The sequence below is a fragment of the Campylobacter concisus genome, from assembly GCF_015229965.1.
Classification (GTDB): Bacteria; Campylobacterota; Campylobacteria; order Campylobacterales; family Campylobacteraceae; genus Campylobacter_A; species Campylobacter_A concisus_BD.
The window spans coordinates 26,349-45,875 of the sequence record NZ_JAAKZB010000005.1 but is presented as its reverse complement, the minus strand read 5'-3'; the positions used below and the strand labels follow the sequence as shown (position 1 = coordinate 45,875).

18 protein-coding genes are annotated in these 19,527 nt (G+C 41.8%); 10 read left to right on the top strand and 8 right to left on the bottom strand.

The window, feature by feature from the left end:
* Nucleotides 1–16 precede the first annotated feature (16 nt).
* Genes G6W43_RS03440 through G6W43_RS03425 form a run of 4 tightly spaced genes read right to left on the bottom strand, consistent with a single transcriptional unit; the run spans nucleotide 17 to nucleotide 3,030 of the window.
* Nucleotides 17–889: a carbon-nitrogen hydrolase gene (locus tag G6W43_RS03440; RefSeq protein ID WP_103645180.1), complete on the bottom strand. Its 873-nt coding sequence runs from the start codon at nucleotides 887–889 to the stop codon at nucleotides 17–19.
* A 1-nt stretch (nucleotide 890) separates the two neighbouring features.
* Nucleotides 891–1,817, bottom strand: coding sequence for a cation diffusion facilitator family transporter (locus G6W43_RS03435; protein ID WP_194169156.1), 927 nt, complete (start codon nucleotides 1,815–1,817; stop codon nucleotides 891–893).
* Nucleotides 1,818–1,819: 2 nt separating this feature from the next.
* Nucleotides 1,820–2,788 (bottom strand): agmatine deiminase family protein, encoded by a 969-nt coding sequence (locus tag G6W43_RS03430; protein ID WP_194169155.1) that lies wholly within the window; start codon nucleotides 2,786–2,788, stop codon nucleotides 1,820–1,822.
* On the bottom strand, nucleotides 2,785–3,030 hold the full coding sequence (locus G6W43_RS03425) for a CBU_0592 family membrane protein (protein WP_194169154.1): 246 nt from the start codon (nucleotides 3,028–3,030) through the stop codon (nucleotides 2,785–2,787). The genes G6W43_RS03430 and G6W43_RS03425 overlap by 4 nt, the downstream gene beginning before the upstream one ends.
* Before the next feature lie 109 nt (nucleotides 3,031–3,139).
* Here G6W43_RS03425 and G6W43_RS03420 point away from each other — a divergent pair, with 109 nt between their 5' ends.
* The 4 genes from G6W43_RS03420 (at nucleotide 3,140) to G6W43_RS03405 (ending at nucleotide 6,135) form a co-directional block, all read left to right on the top strand.
* Nucleotides 3,140–3,793: an amino acid ABC transporter permease gene (locus G6W43_RS03420; protein WP_009293648.1), complete on the top strand. Its 654-nt coding sequence runs from the start codon at nucleotides 3,140–3,142 to the stop codon at nucleotides 3,791–3,793.
* Nucleotides 3,780–4,448, top strand: a complete 669-nt coding sequence (locus tag G6W43_RS03415) for an amino acid ABC transporter permease (RefSeq protein WP_103605260.1) — start codon at nucleotides 3,780–3,782, stop codon at nucleotides 4,446–4,448. The genes G6W43_RS03420 and G6W43_RS03415 overlap by 14 nt, the downstream gene beginning before the upstream one ends.
* Nucleotide 4,449: 1 nt before the next feature.
* The gene (locus G6W43_RS03410; protein ID WP_103599584.1) at nucleotides 4,450–5,187 is read left to right on the top strand and encodes an amino acid ABC transporter ATP-binding protein; all 738 of its coding nucleotides are present in this window, start codon (nucleotides 4,450–4,452) and stop codon (nucleotides 5,185–5,187) included.
* A gap of 90 nt (nucleotides 5,188–5,277) precedes the next feature.
* Nucleotides 5,278–6,135: a cysteine ABC transporter substrate-binding protein gene (locus G6W43_RS03405; protein ID WP_009293645.1), complete on the top strand. Its 858-nt coding sequence runs from the start codon at nucleotides 5,278–5,280 to the stop codon at nucleotides 6,133–6,135.
* A 442-nt stretch (nucleotides 6,136–6,577) separates the two neighbouring features.
* Here G6W43_RS03405 and G6W43_RS03400 read toward each other — a convergent pair whose 3' ends face one another.
* The 3 genes from G6W43_RS03400 to groES all read right to left on the bottom strand — a co-directional run bounded on the left by G6W43_RS03400 (nucleotide 6,578) and on the right by groES (nucleotide 9,988).
* Entirely contained in the window at nucleotides 6,578–7,945 is a 1,368-nt protein-coding gene (locus tag G6W43_RS03400) for a phosphomannomutase/phosphoglucomutase (RefSeq protein ID WP_194169153.1), read from the bottom strand.
* A gap of 130 nt (nucleotides 7,946–8,075) precedes the next feature.
* Nucleotides 8,076–9,710: a chaperonin GroEL gene (gene groL / locus G6W43_RS03395; protein ID WP_149712177.1), complete on the bottom strand. Its 1,635-nt coding sequence runs from the start codon at nucleotides 9,708–9,710 to the stop codon at nucleotides 8,076–8,078.
* Between the two features lie 17 nt (nucleotides 9,711–9,727).
* Nucleotides 9,728–9,988: a co-chaperone GroES gene (groES, locus tag G6W43_RS03390; protein WP_009293641.1), complete on the bottom strand. Its 261-nt coding sequence runs from the start codon at nucleotides 9,986–9,988 to the stop codon at nucleotides 9,728–9,730.
* A gap of 168 nt (nucleotides 9,989–10,156) precedes the next feature.
* Between groES and G6W43_RS03385 the strand changes: the two genes are divergently transcribed.
* Nucleotides 10,157–12,697, top strand: coding sequence for a tryptophanyl-tRNA synthetase (locus G6W43_RS03385; protein WP_194169152.1), 2,541 nt, complete (start codon nucleotides 10,157–10,159; stop codon nucleotides 12,695–12,697).
* The gene (locus G6W43_RS03380; protein WP_194169151.1) at nucleotides 12,698–13,858 is read left to right on the top strand and encodes an MFS transporter; all 1,161 of its coding nucleotides are present in this window, start codon (nucleotides 12,698–12,700) and stop codon (nucleotides 13,856–13,858) included.
* Between the two features lie 804 nt (nucleotides 13,859–14,662).
* Here G6W43_RS03380 and uvrB read toward each other — a convergent pair.
* Nucleotides 14,663–16,639, bottom strand: coding sequence for an excinuclease ABC subunit UvrB (gene uvrB / locus G6W43_RS03375; protein WP_194169150.1), 1,977 nt, complete (start codon nucleotides 16,637–16,639; stop codon nucleotides 14,663–14,665).
* A gap of 125 nt (nucleotides 16,640–16,764) precedes the next feature.
* Between uvrB and G6W43_RS03370 the strand changes: the two genes are divergently transcribed.
* The 4 genes from G6W43_RS03370 to G6W43_RS03355 are packed head-to-tail and all read left to right on the top strand — an operon-like array spanning nucleotide 16,765 to nucleotide 19,515.
* Complete coding sequence (locus G6W43_RS03370; protein WP_103618109.1) at nucleotides 16,765–16,998, top strand: hypothetical protein; 234 nt, start codon at nucleotides 16,765–16,767, stop codon at nucleotides 16,996–16,998.
* A gap of 23 nt (nucleotides 16,999–17,021) precedes the next feature.
* On the top strand, nucleotides 17,022–17,258 hold the full coding sequence (locus tag G6W43_RS03365) for a hypothetical protein (protein WP_009293636.1): 237 nt from the start codon (nucleotides 17,022–17,024) through the stop codon (nucleotides 17,256–17,258).
* The gene (locus tag G6W43_RS03360; RefSeq protein WP_002940195.1) at nucleotides 17,255–17,665 is read left to right on the top strand and encodes a type II secretion system protein; all 411 of its coding nucleotides are present in this window, start codon (nucleotides 17,255–17,257) and stop codon (nucleotides 17,663–17,665) included. Before G6W43_RS03365 ends, G6W43_RS03360 begins: the two co-directional genes overlap by 4 nt.
* Nucleotides 17,665–19,515: a primosomal protein N' gene (locus tag G6W43_RS03355; RefSeq protein WP_103611865.1), complete on the top strand. Its 1,851-nt coding sequence runs from the start codon at nucleotides 17,665–17,667 to the stop codon at nucleotides 19,513–19,515. The genes G6W43_RS03360 and G6W43_RS03355 overlap by 1 nt, the downstream gene beginning before the upstream one ends.
* The last annotated feature ends 12 nt before the right edge of the window (nucleotides 19,516–19,527 follow it).

Below are 19,527 nucleotides of genomic sequence, written 5' to 3'. Positions count from 1 at the left end.
AATTCTAGCTCTAAATTTAGTCGATAAACCTTTTTGTGATATTTGCGTAGGCATCGATCCTGCGGTCACGTAAAAATGGCCAAATTCTGCGGACTTCTTCGCTTCTTTTCATATCTATTTCAACGATTTTGCAAAGCTCATCTGTGCTATTTGCGCGGAAAAGCTGCTCACCTTGAGGCCCAAAAACAAAGCTATTTCCCCAAAATTTTATCCCATTCATTACGCCGCTATCATCTTTTTCAAAGCCCACACGATTTACTGCGACCACTGGTAGGCCATTTGCCACGCTGTGACCTCTTTGCACTGCCACCCACGCTTCAAGCTGTCTTGATTTTTCATCGTCACTATCGCCCTCAAACCAGCCTATAGCCGTTGGATAGATGAGAATTTTTGCCCCTTTTAGCGCCATTAGCCTTGCTGCTTCTGGATACCACTGATCCCAGCAGACCAAAACGCCAAGCTTACCAAGGCTCGTTTCAATAGGCTCAAAGCCAATGTCACCAGGTGTGAAGTAAAATTTCTCGTAAAATCCAGGGTCATCAGGGATGTGCATTTTTCTATATTTGCCAGCCACGCTACCGTCACGCTCGAAGACAAAGGCGGTGTTGTGATAAAGTCCGTCAGCTCTTTTTTCAAAGAGCGAAGTAACCAAAACTACGCCGTTTTCCTTAGCCACCCTGCCCCAAAAAGCGACATCTTCTTGCCAGTCATTTGCGTGATCAAAGAAATTTGTATCCTCGCTTTGGCAAAAGTATTGCGTCTGGTGTAGCTCTTGGCAGACCACGAGATCAGCGCCACCTTTTTTTGCCTCAGCTATTAGCTCAAGCGTCTTTGCGATGGTCGCCTCTTTTGTGCCTTTAAATTCTTGTTGAAGTAGTGCTACTTTCATCTCATCTCCCTTCTTTGTCGTTGTATGGGTCTAAATGCGTGGTTATCTGCCACGAAAATTCCTTAAATTTCTCTCTTATCTCAGCTTCAAGCGATTCGGCCACTTCGTGCGCGTCGTAAAGCGAGATATCTTTGTCAAAAACTAAATGCAGCGTTAAAAATATGGTATTTGCGCTCTGTCTTGTGTTTAGGTAGTGAAAGTCTGAAATCCTCTGCTTTGCCTTTATCATCTTGATGATCTCAGCTGTGACCTCAGGGCTTGCTGCGTGATCTAGCAAGACACCAAGGGCGTCTTTGCCAAGGCTTATGGCGCTTTGAGCGATGTAGCCACTTATCACGATACCAAAGATCGCATCTATCATCACAAAGCCACTAAATTTAATGATAAGCAGCGAGATGATGACTGCTAGGTTGCTAAAAAGGTCGATCTTATAGTGCAGCGCGTCTGCTTTTATGATAAGGTTGCCACTTTTTTTAGAAATTTGGTTTAAAAATAGCACCAAACATAGCGTCACTACGACTGAAAATATCATCACGCCGAGGCTTAAGCCAAGGTCTATCTCTAAATTTGGCTCGCTAAATTTCTTAACGCTCTCATAAAATATATATCCAGCAGCCACAACGATGATGACACACTCAAATAGCGCTGCTAACGCCTCTAGCTTTGTGTAGCCAAAGTTAAATTTCTCATCAGCTTGCTTTCTTGACTTTCTAAGCGCAAATAAATTTAAAAGCGACACGATAAAATCAAGCATCGAGTCTATCGCCGAGCCAAGCACAGCGACCGAGCCGCTAAAAAGCCCAGCTGCAAATTTCACGAGTGCAAGCAAAAAGGCGCAAGCACCTGCTGCGATAACTGCCTTATTTTCGCTCTGCGTGCACTCCTGCTTATTTATGCTGTTAAACTCATAATCAAACGGACTTGACAAGGCTAAGCCCTTTTGTATCTATTTTGGCTTGAGCAGTGAAGCGAGCCATTTTGACGCACAAAAACTAGCGAATTTACGCCGATGATCTTTCTATCTGGCAGCGCCTTAGCAAGTAAATTTAGCACCTTTTCATCGTTTTCGTCGTTATATGTTGGCACTATTAGCGCACCATTTATAAAGATAAAGTTTGCATAGGTGCAGCCAAGCCTTTTGCCATCATAGAATTTAGGTTTTGGTAGTGGCAGAGCAAGCAGCTTAAAGCCAGTTTTTTTAAGCTCATCTTCCATCTTTTTAAGCTCATCAAAGTGCTCATCGCTCTTATCATCGCAAGCTGCGTAAGCGATAGTATCAGGCGTGATAAAGCGCGCTAAAGTGTCGATGTGACTATCTGTGTCATCGCCTTTTATAAAGCCATTTTCAAGCCAGATGATACGCTTTAAGCCAAACAAATTCTTTAGCTTCTCCTCGATCTGCTCTTTGCTAAGTGCTTTGTTTCTATTTTCATTTAGCAGGCATTTTGAAGTGGTTAAAAGCACACCATCTCCGTTAAACTCGACACTTCCGCCCTCTAGTATCATATCAACAGGCTCAAGCTTAGTTTTGTAAATTTTAGCTAGCTCTAAATTTATCGCATCATCTTTTGAACTCTTAAATTTACCGCCCCAAGCGTTAAATTTAAAGTCGTAGCTCTTTATGCCATCCTTGGTGCAAACGTCGATCATACCGTAGTCTCTGATCCAAGTATCGTCAGTCTCAAGCTTTACAAACTCTACATTTTTAAATTTCTTAAATCTAGTAAAATTTGCCTCATCAGGGCAGATGAGCACCACCTTTTCAAAGGGCGTAATAGCAGCCACAAGCTCCTCATAACCCGCCAAAATCTCCTCTAAATAAGGCTCCCAGTCGCTCTTACTATGTGGCAGCGATAAAAACAAAAGTTCCTGCTCCTCCCACTCTGCATACGCTCTCACGCTCTCTCCTTGTAAATTTTATAAATTCCATAAATAGTAATGATTATCCAAAAGACCTCTATCAAAAATGAACCGAGGTTAAAATGCACAAAAAGCGAGATTATAAGCAGCACCGCACCTGCTAAATTTATTCTCTGATAGGCTAGATCGTGGCTATTTAGACGGCCGATCTGAAGTAAAAAATAGCCCATCACGATGCAAATCATCCCTAAAAAGCCGATGATCTGAAAAAGATCGATCAAATTTTATCCTTTTTGTAAGCTTAAATTTAAAGCGTGATCATATCTAATTAGTTTTAAATTTATGATTATGGGATAAAATAACTCCATTTTTCAGATTGGATTAAAGTTTATGGATTTTGAGTTTATTGAGAAATTTTACCCCCTTTTTGTAAAGGCTGGGATTCTCACCTGCCAGATCGCCTTTTTGGGGATCGTCTTTTCTATTTTGATAGGCATTTTTTGCATGGCTGTGAAATTTTACAAGCTAAAATTTCTCTCAAAACTAGTTGATTGCTACGTTGAGCTTTCAAGAAACACGCCGCTTCTTATCCAGCTCTTCTTTTTATACTACGGCTTGCCAAAGCTTGGAGTGTCGATGAGTGGCTTTACCTGTGCGGTTGCGGGACTTAGCTTTCTTGGTGGCAGCTATATGAGCGAGAGCTTTAGACTTGGCTTTGAGGCGGTGAGAAAGTCGCAGATAGAAGCAGGACTTAGCATCGCACTTAGTAAAAATCAGCTCTTAAGATATGTCATCTTGCCACAAGCCTTTAGCGTGGCATTGCCAAGTATCAGCGCAAACGTCATATTTTTACTAAAAGAGACAAGTATCGTTAGTATCGTAGCCCTTGCTGATCTAGTTTACGTAGCAAAGGATCTCATTGGGCTTTATTACAAAACAGATGAGGCGCTTTTTATGCTGGTTATTAGCTATCTTGTCATCATCTTGCCAGTCTCGCTGGCGCTTAGCTACGTCGAAAAAAGGGTGAGAAATGCAAGGAGTTAGTATATTATTTGACACGCAAAATTTACTAAGACTGCTTGAAGGTCTTGTAGTAAGCACTGAAATTTCATTTATCTCGATCATCATCTCCGTTATCGGAGGCCTCATACTTGGCGTTTTGATGAGTATGAAAAACAAATTTATCTATCTTATTTTAAAAATTTGTCTCGAGATCGTGCGCATCATGCCTCAGATCGTCTGGTTATTTTTATTTTATTTTGGCGTTAGCAAGGCTTTTGATATCCACATCTCAGCATTTACCGCCTCACTTATCGTCTTTAGCCTTTGGGGTGTTTTTGAGATGATGGATATCGTGCGAGGAGCGATCACCTCGATACCAAAGCACCAGTTTGAGTCAGCCGCCTCGCTGGGGCTTAGCAAATTTCAAATTTACTTTTATGTCATCATCCCGCTTGCTACAAGAAGACTGGTGCCTGGAGCTGTAAATTTACTAAGCCGTATGATAAAAACGACCTCTATCGTCGTTCTAATCGGCGTTGTAGAGGTGGTCAAAGTCGGCCAGCAGATCATCGAGCGAAATGTATTTACAAATCCTATGGCGCCATTTTGGATATACACGCTCATATTCTTTTTATATTTTGCGATCTGCTATCCAGTCTCAAAGCTATCAAAAAAATTAGAAGAAAAATGGAGCTAAAATGAGCGAAAATATCTTAGAACTTAAAAATTTAAATAAATTTTATGGAGAGCTTCACGCTTTAAAGGATATAAATTTAGATGTTAAAAGCGGCGAAGTGGTCGTGCTTCTTGGGCCATCGGGATGCGGCAAGAGCACAACTCTTAGGTGTATAAACGGCCTTGAGAGCATAGCAAGCGGCGAGATCATCATAGACGGCGAAGTGATAGACGCTAAATTTAAAGAGTGGCAAAGGATCCGCCAAAAGGTAGGCATGGTCTTTCAAAGCTACGAGCTGTTTGATCATATGAACGTCATCGATAACGTCCTTCTTGGGCCTTTAAAGGTGCAAAAAAGAGATAGGGCCGAGGCTGAAAAGACGGCTAATATGTGGCTAAGCAAGGTTGGGCTACTTGATAAGAAATTTGCCTATCCAAAGGAGCTAAGCGGCGGTCAAAAGCAGCGCATAGCAATCGTTAGAAGCCTTTGTCTAAACCCTGAGATCATGCTATTTGACGAGGTTACGGCTGCACTTGATCCAGAGATCGTTAGAGAAGTACTTGATGTGATACTAAATTTAGCCAAAGACGGCATGACGATGCTAATAGTCACCCACGAGATGAGCTTTGCAAGGGCGGTTGCGAATAAGATAGTATTTATGGACGCTGGAGCGATCGTGGAGATCAGCGAGCCAGAGGAGTTTTTTACTAATCCAAAGAGCGAGCGAGCAAAGAAATTTCTAAATTTATTCTCGTTTTAGAAAAAATAAGAGATAATTTGCCGTTTTTTCAAAATGCGTTTAGAGCGAGCTTAGTCGCTCTTATTTACTAAAATTTCTAAAGGAGAAAGAGTGAGAAAATTTAAATTTTTCTTATTAGCATTAGTCGCTACCGTCTTTCTAACGGGTTGTGGTGATGACAAAGGTGCGGACAAAGCGGCCGCTTCAAACCAAGCTGATACGATCGCAAAGATCAAAGAGCGTGGATATATAAGGATAGGCGTTTTTAGCGACAAACCGCCATTTGGCTACGTCGATAAAGACGGCAAAAACCAAGGCTATGACATCTACTTTGCAAAACGCATCGCAAAAGACCTGCTTGGCGATGAGAGCAAGGTTAAATTTGAGCTAGTCGAGGCTGCTGGCAGGGTCGAAGTGCTCACAGCTGACAAGGTCGATATCACGCTTGCAAATTTTACAAAGACGCCTGAGCGCGCGCAAGTTGTTGATTTTGCGCTTCCATATATGAAGGTCTCACTTGGCATCGTTAGCCCAGAAGGTGCTGTGATAAAGAGCGTCGATGAGCTAAAAGACAAGACATTAATCGTCAATAAAGGCACAACCGCAGACGCATTTTTTACAAAAAATTATCCTGATATCAAGCTTTTAAAGTATGATCAAAACACCGAAACTTTCGCAGCTTTGGTTGATAAAAGGGGTGCGGCTCTAGCGCATGATAATGCCCTACTTTTTGCCTGGGCGAAAGAGACTCCTGGCTTTGTCGTAGGCGTTGAAGCGCTTGGGGATGTGGATGTGATAGCTCCAGCTGTCAAAAAAGGCAACAAAGCCTTACTTGAGTGGCTAAATAACGAGATCATCGAGCTTGGAAAAGAAAATTTCTTCCACAAAGACTATGACGCGACACTAAAACCGATATATGGCGATAGCGTCAATCCTGAATCTCTAGTCGTTGAAGGCGGCAAACTCTAAATTTAATGGCGTAATCTTTACGCCATCTCTCTTTTTTAAATTTAACAAATATATTTGCAAGTTTTACAGCAGACGACGTCACTTTAAAATCCATGACGATAGTTTTATAATCTTGGCAGCAAGCTAGCATGTAAATTTGATAATGTTTCTAAAATTTTTGTCAGCAAGTGGGACTGCTTTAAAATCTATGATGAGCAGATATTTTGCATACCTGAGCACCAAACGAGTAAAATAAGCTAGTAATGAACTCTTTTTGAAAAACGCCGATACCGATAGGCTATTTGTTGATTTTAAATTCTATATATTTGATAAATTTAATACTACAAAGCATGTATGCAAAGAAAAAATCATCGAAAGTTTGAGAAAGATAGGTCTTTTTGAATGTTTAAATAAATTTTAAAAAGCATTTTGGAGTAAATTTAACCCAAAATGCTTTTATTAGCTACATTAAGCTCTTAAGCAAATTTGTCACTTTTTGCTCGATCTCTTCTAAGAATTCCTTGCTTTTAGCTTCAAATCTAGTAACGATAACTGGCGTTGTATTTGACGCACGCACCAGCGCCCAGCCATTTTCAAACTGAATCCTAATGCCATCAATATCAATGATATTTTTTATCCTTGGCAGGTCACAACCCTCGTTTTTCACGCACTCTTTTAGCTTAGCAACTATCTTAAATTTAGCCTCGTCAGTCGTCTTTATCTTGATCTCATCGGTGCTAAAGACAAGTGGCATCTTATCAAGCTCGCCGTCAAGGTCAAAGCCCTTATGAACTAGCTCAAGCACCCTCATCATCGCATAAAGCGCATCATCAAAGCCAAAATAGCGCTCTTTAAAGAAGATATGACCGCTAACTTCAGCCGCGAGATCTACGTTTAGCTCTTTCATCATCTTTTTTATGTTGCTATGCCCAGTCTTACCCATGAAAACTTCGCCGATCTTGGCGATCTCATCATACATATTTTGTGAGCATTTTACCTCGCCAAGCACCTTTGGATGTTTCATATTTAGCGCATAAAGATAGGCTAGCTCATCGCCTTTTATATCTCTTTTTGGCGTTATAACTGCGATCCTGTCACCATCTCCGTCAAAGCCAAATCCAAGGTCAAATTCCTTCTTTTCGATGAGCGAAAATATCTCTTTTAAATTCTCTTTTTCGCTTGGATCTGGGTGGTGATTTGGAAAATTTCCATCTGGGTCTTCATATAAAATTTTTGCATTTAGTCCAAGCGCTTTAACGATAGGCACTAAGCTCACGCCTACAGCGCCATTTGCGCAGTCAATGACAAAAGGCTTTTTGAAATTTTTAAGCTCACTAAATTCTTTTACAAAAAACTCAACGTATTTTTCTAAGATGTTAAATTTCTCACAGCTCTCATCGTCTGCTATTTGCTCACTAGAGGCGATTATCTCGTTCACCTTATCTTTTAAAATTTGCAGATCTTTGCCAAAAAAACTATCTTTTTTAATAGTGATCTTAAAGCCATTATAGTCTTTAGGGTTGTGAGAGCCCGTGATCATGATGTTTGCGTCAAAATAATCAGCATAAACGCTAAAGTAGCCAACAGGAGTTGGTAGCAAGCCGATGTTATAAATTTTAAAGCCACCAGCCTTGTTTAGGCCGCTTAGCAGATACCTAAAAAGTGTGCTAGCACTTAGCCTTGCATCAAAACCAACGCTTAAAGTTTTCACGCCAAATTCGTTAAATTTCTTACCCAAAGCAAGCCCTATAGCCTTGACGCTGTCTTCTGTCAAGTCTTTTTCAAAAATGCCGCGGATGTCGTATTCTCTAAAAATTTCATCATATTTCATTGTAAATTCTCCCTAAAAGAATGCAAAAATGATACAAGAATAAATTTAAAAAGGAGTAAATAATTTTATAAATTTAGTGAGGTTAAAATATAAATTCGAGCTAGAAAAGACTCTAGCTCGAAAAGGGCTGCTACATCATGCCGCCCATGCCACCCATTCCGCCCATGTCAGGCATTGCAGGCATTGTTTTTTCTTCTTTTATCTCGCTGATAGTTGCTTCAGTTGTTAGTAGCAAGCTAGCCACGCTAACAGCGTTTTGAAGCGCAACTCTCTCAACTTTAACTGGATCGATGATGCCAGCTTCAAACATATTTACATATTCGCCAGTTGCAGCGTTAAAGCCAAAATTTGCATCTTTGCTTGTCTCAACTGCGTTTGCCACTACGCCAGCGTCAAAGCCAGCGTTCTCAGCGATTTGGCGAAGTGGAGCACGAAGCGCTCTTCTAACGATCTCAGCACCGATTGCCTCATCGCCTTGTAAATTTAAATTTACACTCTTTGAAGCAAGGATAAGAGCTGAACCGCCACCTACTACGATGCCCTCTTCTACAGCTGCACGAGTAGCGCTTAGAGCGTCATCTACGCGGTCTTTTTTCTCTTTCATCTCAGTCTCAGTCGCAGCACCTACTTTGATAACTGCCACGCCGCCACTTAGTTTTGCAAGGCGCTCTTGAAGTTTTTCTTTGTCATAGTCGCTTGTAGTCTCGGCGATTTGCGCTTTGATCTGAGTTATTCTAGCGTCGATCGCTGACTTCTCGCCTGCGCCATTTACGATAGTAGTGTTATCTTTGTCGATAACTACGCTTGAAGCTTGTCCAAGGTCGTTTATAGTAGCGCTTTCAAGTGTTCTGCCTAGCTCTTCGCTGATAACTTCACCACCTGTTAAGATAGCGATATCTTCAAGCATCGCTTTTCTTCTATCGCCAAAGCCAGGAGCTTTAACAGCTGAGATGTTTAGCACGCCGCGAAGTTTATTTACAACAAGCGTTGCAAGTGCCTCGCCTTCGATATCTTCAGCGATGATTAGAAGTGGTTTGCCACTCTTTTGTACTTGCTCAAGCACTGGAAGCAGGTCTTTTAAATTTGTGATCTTCTTGTCAAATAGCAATATAAATGGATTGCTTAGCTCAACTTGCATCTTTTCAGGGTTTGTGATGAAGTATGGGCTTAGATATCCGCGGTCAAACTGCATACCCTCAACAACGCTTAGCTCGTCTTGGATAGACTTTGCCTCTTCTACTGTTATGACGCCGTCTTTGCCGACTTTCTCCATCGCATCAGCGATAAGTTTGCCGATACTTTCGTCTGAGTTAGCAGAGATAGTAGCGATCTGAGCGATCTCTTTTGAGCCAGAAACTTTTTTAGAGATGTTTTTTAGTGCATCTATAAGAGCTGCTACTTCTTTATCCATACCACGTTTTACTTCGATAGGATTTGCACCAGCAGTTACGTTTCTAAGACCCTCTTTAAATATCGCGTGAGCTAGCACAGTTGCTGTTGTAGTGCCGTCGCCTGCTTGGTCGTTTGTCTTGCTTGCTACTTCTCTAACTAGGCTTGCACCCATGTTTTCGATAGTATCTTTTAGCTCAACCTCTTTAGCTACGCTAACGCCGTCTTTTGTGATGTTTGGAGCGCCAAAGCTCTTTTGGATAAGGACATTTCTGCCTCTTGGTCCCATTGTCACTTTTACAGCGTCATTTAGTTTTTTTACGCCCTCGTATAGGCGGTTTCTTGCATCATCAGAGTAAAAAATTTCTTTTGCCATTGTCTTTCCTTTTTAAATTATTTAATCACGCCTAAAATGTCGTCGATGTTTAAAACAAGATATGTTTTATCATCTAAATTCACCTCAGTGCCAGCGTATTTAGCAAATACTACTTTTTCGCCAACTTTTACGCCCTCAGCTTCAGCACCAACTGCTTTTACCTCGCCGCTTAAAGGTTTTTCTTTTGCGTTATCAGGTATAATTATGCCCGAAGCTGTCGTCTTTGTCTCTTCTACGCGTTCGACTAGGACACGCTTGCCTAATGGTTGAAAGTTCATTGTTCATCCTTTTAGTTTAATTGTCTTTTTTAGCACTCTTTATTTTTGAGTGATGAAATCCTAGCATTTTTTTCTGAAAAAGTCAATAATTTATAGTGAATTTTATTAAAAACTTTAGTCTAAGTGACTAAAGTTTTATGATACGTAAAACTAATATAAAGGAATTTTATGAAAAAAGTAGCTTACATAGTTGGCGCGCTTGTGCTCATAGTAGCTTGCATCTTTGGCTTTATCTTTAGCTCTTTTGGCAATAAATTTATAGCCAGCAAAATAGAAAAAGAGGCACTCGCTCGCGGTATCGATATCAAATTTAAAGATTTTAGTTTAGGGCTTAGCACCTTAAATTTAGAAGCGACCGTGATGAATGCCATAAATTTAAAGGCAAATGGCGAGCTTTTCTTGCTTGCTCAAAGTATGAATTTAAATATAGATATAAACGCCGACAAGGCAAAGGCTAGCGAGCTTGGGCTAAAAAAGGACGTCGCTCTTAAGGCAAACGTGGCTGGTAAATTTAGCGACTTCAAACTAGCGGCAACTGGCACGGCGCTTGGCTCAAACATAAATTTAAATGCAAATTTAAAAGACTATCTGCCAAAAGCGCTAAATCTTGACGCTAAAAACATCGAACTCTCTGAGATATCAGCTCTTGCACAAAAGCCAAATTTAGCTAGTGGCAAGCTTGATCTAACGAGCAATATGCAGGGGGTTGATGAGAAAAATGAGCCCATCATTAACGCTCAAATTTTAGCAAGCGATGCAGCGATAAACAAAGAAATTATTAAAAATGAATTTGGGCTAAATTTAGCAAAAGATATAAACTTTAAAGGCGGTGTAAATGCTAAATTTGCAAATGAAAAAGTGAGCGCAAAAACCCTTATCATCGCACCTGAAGCTACTTTAAAAGCAAATGAGACAACCTATGATCTAGCTAGCAAAAATTTAAAGAGCGACTTTTCGCTAAACGTGCCTGATCTTGCCCTTTTTGGCAAGCTCTTGGGCGAGCAGCTAAGTGGCGCAGTGGATGCAAACGGCGAAATTACGATGCAAGAAAATGCCATTAAAAACCTAAAAGCTGAGATAAATGGCCTTGGCGGCAAGATAAATGCAAATTTTGATAGTAAAAATTTAGTCCTAAATGCTGCAAATATCAAGCTAAAAGAGCTTCTAGCACTTGCCTTGCAGCCAAACTACGCAGACGGGCAGATAAATTTAAATGCAAATTTTAGTGGCTTTGACGAGCTAAAAAAGCTTGCAGGCGAGGCTAAATTTGATATAAAAAACGGCCTTATAGATAAAGGGCTTGCAAAGCTTAAAAACGCGGCTAAATTTGAGCTAAAAGGCGGTGCCACCGCAAAAGGCGAGCTTGTAAATTTTGACGCAAACGTGCTTAGTGATCTTGGCGAGCTAAAGGATGTAAAGGGCGTTTATGACCTAAAAAATAGCCAAATTTTTAGCAAATTTGCTCTGCTCATTAGCGATCCTGAGAAATTTAAAACGGTTAGCGGCTTTGAGGTGGGCTCAAAAATGGCGCTTGCGGGCGATGTGAAGGTTAAAGCAAGCAAGATAGATGAGCTAAATTTAGGCGGTGATGCCTTTGCTGGTAAGCTAAACGCCACCATAAAAAATGAAAATCTTGATCTTAGCCTAAAAGAAGCGCAGCTGGGAGAGATACTAGCACTTAGCGGCAACGACAGGCTGGCAAACGCTAAGGCAAATCTCCAAGCAAAGGGGCAAAATATCTTTAGCAAAAGTCCAAGCGTCTCCGCAACGATCGCTTTAAATGATGGCAAATTTAACGCCGCAGCACTTAGCAAAATGCTTGATAAAAAATTCCCTGAAAGCGAGAAATTTAGCTCAAATTTGAGCCTAGACTATAAAGGCGAAATGGCAAAATTTAGCGGCGACTTTCTTAGCTCGCTAGCTGATATAAAGGGCATAGATGGCAGTTTTGACGTGAGCAAAAGCACGCTAAACTTAAAGCTTCAAGCGGTAGTTTCAGAGCTAAATAAGCTTGCATTTTTAGCTGGTCGCGAGCTTCACGGTAAATTTGCAGCCCTCGTAACAGCAGATGGCAAAGTGGATGATCTAAGCGTGAAAGCTACTTCAGATGATCTATTTAAGGGTAAACTCGAGGCAAACTACAAAGGTGGCACGCTTGATGCGGTGCTAAAAAACTTTGAGGTCAAGGGTCTAACACAGACTTTGGGGCTAGATCATCTATATGACGGCAACGGTGATGCTAAATTTGACTACGAGACAAAGCAAAAGCTCGGTAAATTTGACATCTTACTAAAAGAGGGTCACCTAGCCAGCACAAATCTCACAAACAATATCAAAACCTTCACCGGCAAGGACATCACAAAAGAAATTTACAAAGACGGCAAAATTTACGGCGATATAAAGGGCGACAACGTCGTCTTTAACGTAAATTTAAGCTCGCCAAAAAGCGATATAAAGGTTGCAAACGGCACTTATAATACCGCTACAAAAATGCTTAACGCGCCGCTTGTTTGCAGGCTCGAAAAGACCGATCTAAACGTGCAAATTTCAGGCACGACAGACAAGCTAAAATACGACGTCAGATCGCAATATCTCGAAAATAAGGTCAAAAAAGAGATAGGTAGATTTTTAGATAAAAAGCTAGGCAAAGATGATGACGCAAGCGGCGAAAAACAAAATTTAAAGGGGCTTTTAAAAGGGCTATTTTAGATGAAAAAGGCGGAAAATTTAAAGTATCTAATGGGGCTTGGGCACTTTTGTAGCGACATAAACCAAAGCGCGCTTGGTGCGATGCTGCCATTTTTCATCGCTAGCTATCACTACGACTACGCTACAGCCGCCTCGCTCGTGACAGCCACAAATTTAGCAAGCTCGCTCATCCAACCGCTGATCGGTCGCTTAAGCGACAAAAAAGAGCTGCCCTACATCATCCCGCTTGGGCTGCTGCTTGCGGGCGGTGGCATGAGCCTAACTGGCTTTGTGACAAACTACTACCTCATCTTGGTTTGCGTGATGATAAGCGGTATCGGCGCCGCGCTCTTTCACCCAAGCGCCGCAAAGATCGTAAACTACGCCTCAAACACCAAAAATAGAGCCAAAAGCATAAGCATATTTTCTTTTGGAGGCAACGTGGGCTTTGCAGTTGGACCCATTTTAGTCGCCGTTTTTGTGGGAAATTTTGGCCTAAAAGGGACGCTGGTCTTTATAATCCCTCAAATTTTGCTAACACTTTTGTACCTTAAAAAGGGCAAATTTATAAAAGCGCTCGAGGGCAACCACAAAAAGCAAATTTCACAAAAAACAAGCGCTATAAAAGACGATCTGGGCGCATTTTTGAGGCTTTGTCTGTGTATATTTTCACGCTCGATCGTCGCATTTGGCTTTGCGGCATTTTTTAGCATCTATCTCATCAAAATTTTTGGTCTTAGTAAAGAAGCTGCAAATGTAAATTTAAGTATGTTTTTTGCTGCAGGTGCGATCTCTACGCTATTTGGCGGAGCTCTAGCTGATAGATACGGCCTAGTTAGGCTCATCAAAATAAGCCTAAGCATCGCCGCGCCGCTAGTCGTGCTAATGCTCTTTATCGACAGCTACGCGCTATTTCTCGCGGCCTCTATGTGCGTTAGCGCCTGCATCAGCCTATCTTTTAGCCCCTCAATCGCCCTTGCACAGCTTTATCTGCCAAATCAAATCGGCCTAGCCTCTGGCGTAACGCTTGGGCTTAGCATCACAATCGGCGGTATATTCGCAACAGTCATCGGCAAGATCGCTGACATCTTTAGCCTAACGCACTCGTTTTACTTTATCGCCGTAGTTTCGCTCATCTGCGCGGTTTCTAGCTACTTCTTAAAGCCAGTTAGCAAGATATAAATTTACAAAAATAGCTTGCTAACAGCGTATAGAACAGTCTTGCCGTCGTCTCTGATATTGTAAGCGATCTGGCCACCTCTTTTTGACGCCTGAAATGCTGCGGCTTTTACCAAGCTTTTTGCCCAAAAAAAGGCACTAGATGACAATGCCCCGAGCCGCAAATTTTATTTTTTGGGCTTTAAATTTTGTTGAGCAGGCGAAATTTGATACGAGCTGAAATTTAGACAAAACTTGTCAAAGAGAATAAGTTTTTTTGCTTCTCTATAAAAGCAAAGCTAAATTTAAAAATCCAAAAGAGCCAAACCATGGCATTTGGTAGCAGTATTTTGCAGTAGTTTTATTTTTAAATTTAACAACAAAGCATCAAAGCAAAGTATCTTGTGATGATTTTAAATGTTTTGCTTCGCAAGCTCGCAACTGCAAGCAGAAACGAAGAAATTTTCAACCGAAGATAAAACAAATAAATTTAAGCCATTAAGACAAGAAAATTTTTGTTTCAGACAAGGCGGATGAGCAAAAAAGGGAGCGTATAAAAAATACTAAATGCGCGAAACATTAAAATTTAATTTTATTTGGCGGCAGTATTTTGTAACAGTATTTTGTAACAGATTTAAATGTTGCGTAGTTAAAATTTGCGCAGACCAGACACATAAAAATTTGAATTTGGCTACTGAAATATCAAGGCAAAGTATCTTGTGATGATTTTAAATGTTACGAAGAAATTTTCAACCGAAGATAGAACACATAGTTCATCAAGGGAGAAAATTTCTAGTTCATTTAAAAGCGCGCAAGAGACGAGCCTTTTTATAACTTTCTCATCTTTGCTATCTCATCTCTCAGCGCCGCCGCCTTCTCAAACTCCAGTTGCGCCGCCGCTTCAAGCATCTGCTTTCTTAGCTCTTTTACTATCGCGGCTCGCTCGCTCGCAGGCATTTTTTCCAGATTTGCGCCTTTTCTTAAAATCTCCGTACCGTCCTCGACGTGCAGGCTCTCTTCGATATTTCTGCTGGCAGAGTGTGGCGTTATGCCGTGAGCTTTGTTGTATTCATCTTGAAATTTACGCCTAGCAGTCGTCGTATCGATCGCCTCTTTCATAGATTTTGTTATCTTTTTGGCAAACATTAACACCTTGCCATTTACGTTTCTAGCCGCACGCCCCATCGTCTGTATAAGGCTCGTTGTCGAGCGCAAAAAGCCCTCTTTATCGGCATCCATTATGGCTATCAGGCTCACTTCAGGCAGGTCAAGCCCCTCACGGAGCAAATTTATACCTATTAGCATGTCAAATTCGCCACTTCTAAGCCCTCTAATAATCTCATTTCGCTCGATCGCGTCGATGTCTGAGTGCATATACTTGACCTTTATGCCAAGCTCGATGTAGTAGCGGCTTAGCTCCTCGGCCATCTTTTTAGTTAGCACCGTAACTAGCACGCGCTCACCTCTAGCGATCACCGCCTTTGCCTCGTCAAATAGCGCCTCAACTTGATTGTCACTATCTTTTATCTCAATGAGTGGATCAAGCAGCCCAGTAGGACGCAAAATCTGCTCATAGACGTGCCCCTGGCTGATACCAAGCTCATACTCGTTTGGCGTGGCTGAGACAAAGAGAAATTTCGCCTTTTTGCTTATAAACTCATCAAATTTAAGCGGCCTGTTATCAAGCGCTGATGGCAAACGAAATCCATACTCCACAAGCACCTCTTTACGGCTCCTATCGCCTGCATACATGCCCCTAAACTGCGGCAAACTCACGTGGCTCTCATCGACGATAACTAGATAGTCCTCGCCACTTATCTCAAAGTAGTCAAACATCGAGTATGGCGTCTCTCCGGGCTTTTGTCCAGTTAGGTGGCGTGCGTAGTTTTCGATGCCTTTACACATGCCAGTACTTGCCATCATCTCAAGGTCAAACTCCACTCTCTGCTTTAGTCTCTGCGCCTCAACTAGCTTGCCCTGCTCGTTAAATTCTTTCAAGCGCACATCAAGCTCCTCTTCGATCTCTTTCATAGCGATCTTTAGCCTATCAGCGCCCACGATAAACTGGCTGGTCGGGTAGAGGATAAATTTTTTCAGGTCGTGTCTTTTTTTGTTTTCCAGCACGTCCAGGCTATACATCGTCTCGATCTCGTCGCCGAAAAACTCGATCCTAAACGCCTCGTCGTTAAAATATGCGGGATATACGTCCACCACGTCGCCGTTTACGCGAAAGTCGCCACGATCGAAATAAACGTCGTTTCGCTTGTATCCCATATCCACTAGCTTTTGCAGTAGCGTGCGCTGGTTGATTTTATCGCCGACGTTTAGGTATGCGACCATGCCTTTATACTCGCTTGGATTACCAAGGCCGTAGTTCGCAGAGACTGAAGCCACACAGACGACGTCATCAAAGCTTAGCAAGCTAGCAGTCGCAGAGAGACGCAGGCGCTCAAGCTCATCATTTACCGAGCTATCCTTTTCTATATATAGGTCGCTTCGTGGGATGTAGGCCTCTGGCTGATAGTAGTCGTAGTAGCTTATGAAGTACTCCACGTGGTTTTTTGGGAAAAAGCCCTTAAATTCGCTGTAAAGCTGAGCGGCAAGGGATTTATTGTGCGTCATGATGAGCGTTGGCATATTTAGCTCGCGTATGACATTTGCCATGGTAAAGGTCTTGCCAGATCCTGTGACGCCTAGAAGTGTTTGATATTTGTTGCCTGATTTTATGCTTTTTACTATCTCTTTTATAGCTCTTGCTTGGTCGCTGCTTGGGCTAAATTTAGATGAAATTTCAAATTTACTCATTGATCGCCTTTAAATTTGGGCGAATTTTATAGCAAAGATAGTGCTTTGTCAAATGAGAATTTTAAAAAGAATTTAGCCTCTGCGTGTTAGAATACGGCATTAATTATTATTTTAAAGGAACCTTTATGTTTGAAGATAATGCGATCTTAACCACACTAAGCGACAAAGTAAATGACCTCATCACAAAATACGATGAAGTTTGCAAAATAAATGAAGAGCTACGTAACGAGATCGTAACATTAAAAGCACAAAATGAGGCAAAGACTAATCAAATAATGCGTTTAGAAGAGGACCTTGATAAGAAAAATAGCGAAGCTGATGATGTAATGAAAAAGATCGAAGCCGTCCTTGGTAGATAAGCTAGGCATTTTTGGCATAAAAGATGAAACAGATCACGCTCACCGTATCATCTCGCGACTACACGATAACGCTTGATGATGATTTTGCTGAAGTTTTTGAGCGTGACTGGCAGAAATTTATGGGGGGAAAGAAATTTATAGAGCCTCGTGAGCTTATAAACGCCTTTGTCGAAAAGAGCTACGAGAGCTACACAAATTTGCGCGTCGTAAAGGACGTCACAAAAGAGATAGAAGAGATACTAAAACCGGAAAATAAATGAAAAAAAGAGCTTTTACCCTAATAGAAATTATATTTGTCATCGTCATACTTGGCGTCTTGAGCGCTATTGCTATACCAAAGCTTTTCTTTACTAGAAGCGACGCCATAGTCGCAAATGCAAAAACGCAAATCGCTGCCATAAAAAGCGGCATCTCACTAAAATACAACGATAGCGTCCTAAAAGGCACTCCAGCATATCCAGACGCGCTTGATGATGGAAATAAACTTTTCAACAAAGTAATAAGCGTAAATATCGCAGACAGCGGCACAAAAAACGGCTGGCACAAAACTGGAGCAAAAACATACACCTTCAAACTAGACGGACAAACAGCAAATTTCACTTACAAAAGCGAAACTGGCGAATTTGACTGCCAGAGTAGCGACGGACTTTGCAGCGCTCTTGAGTGATGAGATACTACGAGGTCGTATTTAGCGGAGTAAATTTAGCTGCGCTCACATATAAAAGCGAGCTAGATATTGCGCCATTTCGCGCCGTCACTGCAAAACTTAGAGGCAAAAGTCTAGTTGGCTTTATCCTGCGCGAAGTAGATGAGCCAAGCTTTAAAACAAGCTTTATTGATGAAATTTTACCCCTCAAGCTAAACGACATCCAAGCAACTTTAGCTAAATTTATCGCCTACTACTACACCTGCGAGCTTGGCGTTGCTATAAATTTATTTGAACCACAAAGTCTTACTGATGATGAAATTTACAAAGGCGAAAGCGACTTTAAATCACCAAATTTAAGCCAAAAGCAGCTTGAAGCGCTAAATTTTATAAATGAGCGAAAAAGCTCACTCATCTTTGGCGACACTGGAAGTGGCAAAAGTGAAATTTACATAGCTAAAATCAGAGAAATTTTAAACGAAGGCGGCCAAGCGCTATTTTTAATGCCTGAAATTTCACTAACCCCACAAATGCAAAAGCGCTTAGAGAGCTTCTTTGGCGAGGCGGTGGCTGTGTGGCACTCAAAGATCACGCCAAAGAAAAAAGAGCAAATTTTAAAGGACATTAAAAGCGGCAAAGCAAGGCTTATTGCAGGAGCTAGATCTGCCCTATTTTTGCCACTTGAGAGGCTAAAACTCATCATCATAGACGAAGAGCACGATGATAGCTACAAAAACACGGGCTCAAAGCCCCACTACAACGCAAGAGACCTAGCCCTATTTTTAACTAGCAAATTTGACCTGCAAGTAGTTCTGGGTAGTGCCACGCCAAGCCTTACGAGCTTTTACAAACAAGAGTGTTTTCGCCTAAAGGGGACATATTTTGAGTCGCAAAAGAGCTATATATTTGACGAGAGCGAGACTGGCATAAGCGAAGTTTTAAAAGAGCAGATCGCAAAGACGCTTGAAAACAAAAAACAAGCCGTCATCTGCCTGCCAACAAGGGCAAATTTCAAATATCTTGTCTGCAAAAACTGCGGAGAGACGGTGAAGTGTCCATTTTGTAGCATCGGCATGAGCTACTATAAAAAGCAAAACTTGCTAAAGTGCCAATACTGCGAGCACAAAATGGCCGTGCCAAAGACCTGCCACCAGTGCGGCAGCGAGATGATAGAGGCTAAAAAGATCGGCACGAGCGAGCTTTTAGAGAGGCTGCAAGCTGAGTTTGCAAACGCTAGGATCGCTAAATTTGACAGAGACGAGATCACTACGCAAAATAAGCTCGTCAAGGCCTTGAAGGAATTTAACGATGGCAAGATAGATATCCTGCTTGGTACGCAGATGTTAAGCAAGGGGCATGACTATCACAACGTCGAGCTAGCCGTCATCATGGGCTTTGACGAGCTTTTAAATTTTCCTGATTTTAGAGCTAGAGAGCGGACACTAGCCCTTGCCATGCAAGTAGCTGGCAGAGCCGGCAGAAACGGAGCTGGCAGGGTCATCATCCAAAGCAAACAAAGGGAGTTTTTCGAAGGCTTTATCGGCGACTACGACGCGTTTTTAAAGGAGGAGATCAGCTACCGAGAGGGGCTGTATCCGCCATTTACGAGGCTGCTTCGCGTGGTCGTTTCCCATAAAGATGAGAGCATGGCAAAGGGCGCAATGAACGAATTTGTGCAACGACTAGAGCCACTAAAAAGCGATGAGCTAGAGATCGTTGGATACGGCAAGTGCCAGGCTGAGTATCTTGTGGGTAAATTTAGATATGAAATTCTGCTTCGCTCAAACTCGCACACCATGCTTTTAAAAGCGGCAAACCTCTGCAAAAGCGAACTTAGCGATATTGATATAGATCCGGTAAATTTTAGCTAGTGATTAGCCAAT

What these genes read in the sequence shown, in the direction of transcription:
- G6W43_RS03440 (WP_103645180.1), bottom strand. Translation starts at nt 889, where the DNA reads ATGAAAGTAGCACTACTTCAACAAGAATTTAAAGGCACAAAAGAGGCG.
- G6W43_RS03420 (WP_009293648.1), top strand. Translation starts at nt 3,140, where the DNA reads ATGGATTTTGAGTTTATTGAGAAATTTTACCCCCTTTTTGTAAAGGCT.
- G6W43_RS03415 (WP_103605260.1), top strand. Translation starts at nt 3,780, where the DNA reads ATGCAAGGAGTTAGTATATTATTTGACACGCAAAATTTACTAAGACTG.
- G6W43_RS03410 (WP_103599584.1), top strand. Translation starts at nt 4,450, where the DNA reads ATGAGCGAAAATATCTTAGAACTTAAAAATTTAAATAAATTTTATGGA.
- G6W43_RS03400 (WP_194169153.1), bottom strand. Translation starts at nt 7,945, where the DNA reads ATGAAATATGATGAAATTTTTAGAGAATACGACATCCGCGGCATTTTT.
- groL (WP_149712177.1), bottom strand. Translation starts at nt 9,710, where the DNA reads ATGGCAAAAGAAATTTTTTACTCTGATGATGCAAGAAACCGCCTATAC.
- groES (WP_009293641.1), bottom strand. Translation starts at nt 9,988, where the DNA reads ATGAACTTTCAACCATTAGGCAAGCGTGTCCTAGTCGAACGCGTAGAA.
- G6W43_RS03385 (WP_194169152.1), top strand. Translation starts at nt 10,157, where the DNA reads ATGAAAAAAGTAGCTTACATAGTTGGCGCGCTTGTGCTCATAGTAGCT.
- G6W43_RS03380 (WP_194169151.1), top strand. Translation starts at nt 12,698, where the DNA reads ATGAAAAAGGCGGAAAATTTAAAGTATCTAATGGGGCTTGGGCACTTT.
- uvrB (WP_194169150.1), bottom strand. Translation starts at nt 16,639, where the DNA reads ATGAGTAAATTTGAAATTTCATCTAAATTTAGCCCAAGCAGCGACCAA.
- G6W43_RS03370 (WP_103618109.1), top strand. Translation starts at nt 16,765, where the DNA reads ATGTTTGAAGATAATGCGATCTTAACCACACTAAGCGACAAAGTAAAT.
- G6W43_RS03365 (WP_009293636.1), top strand. Translation starts at nt 17,022, where the DNA reads ATGAAACAGATCACGCTCACCGTATCATCTCGCGACTACACGATAACG.
- G6W43_RS03360 (WP_002940195.1), top strand. Translation starts at nt 17,255, where the DNA reads ATGAAAAAAAGAGCTTTTACCCTAATAGAAATTATATTTGTCATCGTC.
- G6W43_RS03355 (WP_103611865.1), top strand. Translation starts at nt 17,665, where the DNA reads ATGAGATACTACGAGGTCGTATTTAGCGGAGTAAATTTAGCTGCGCTC.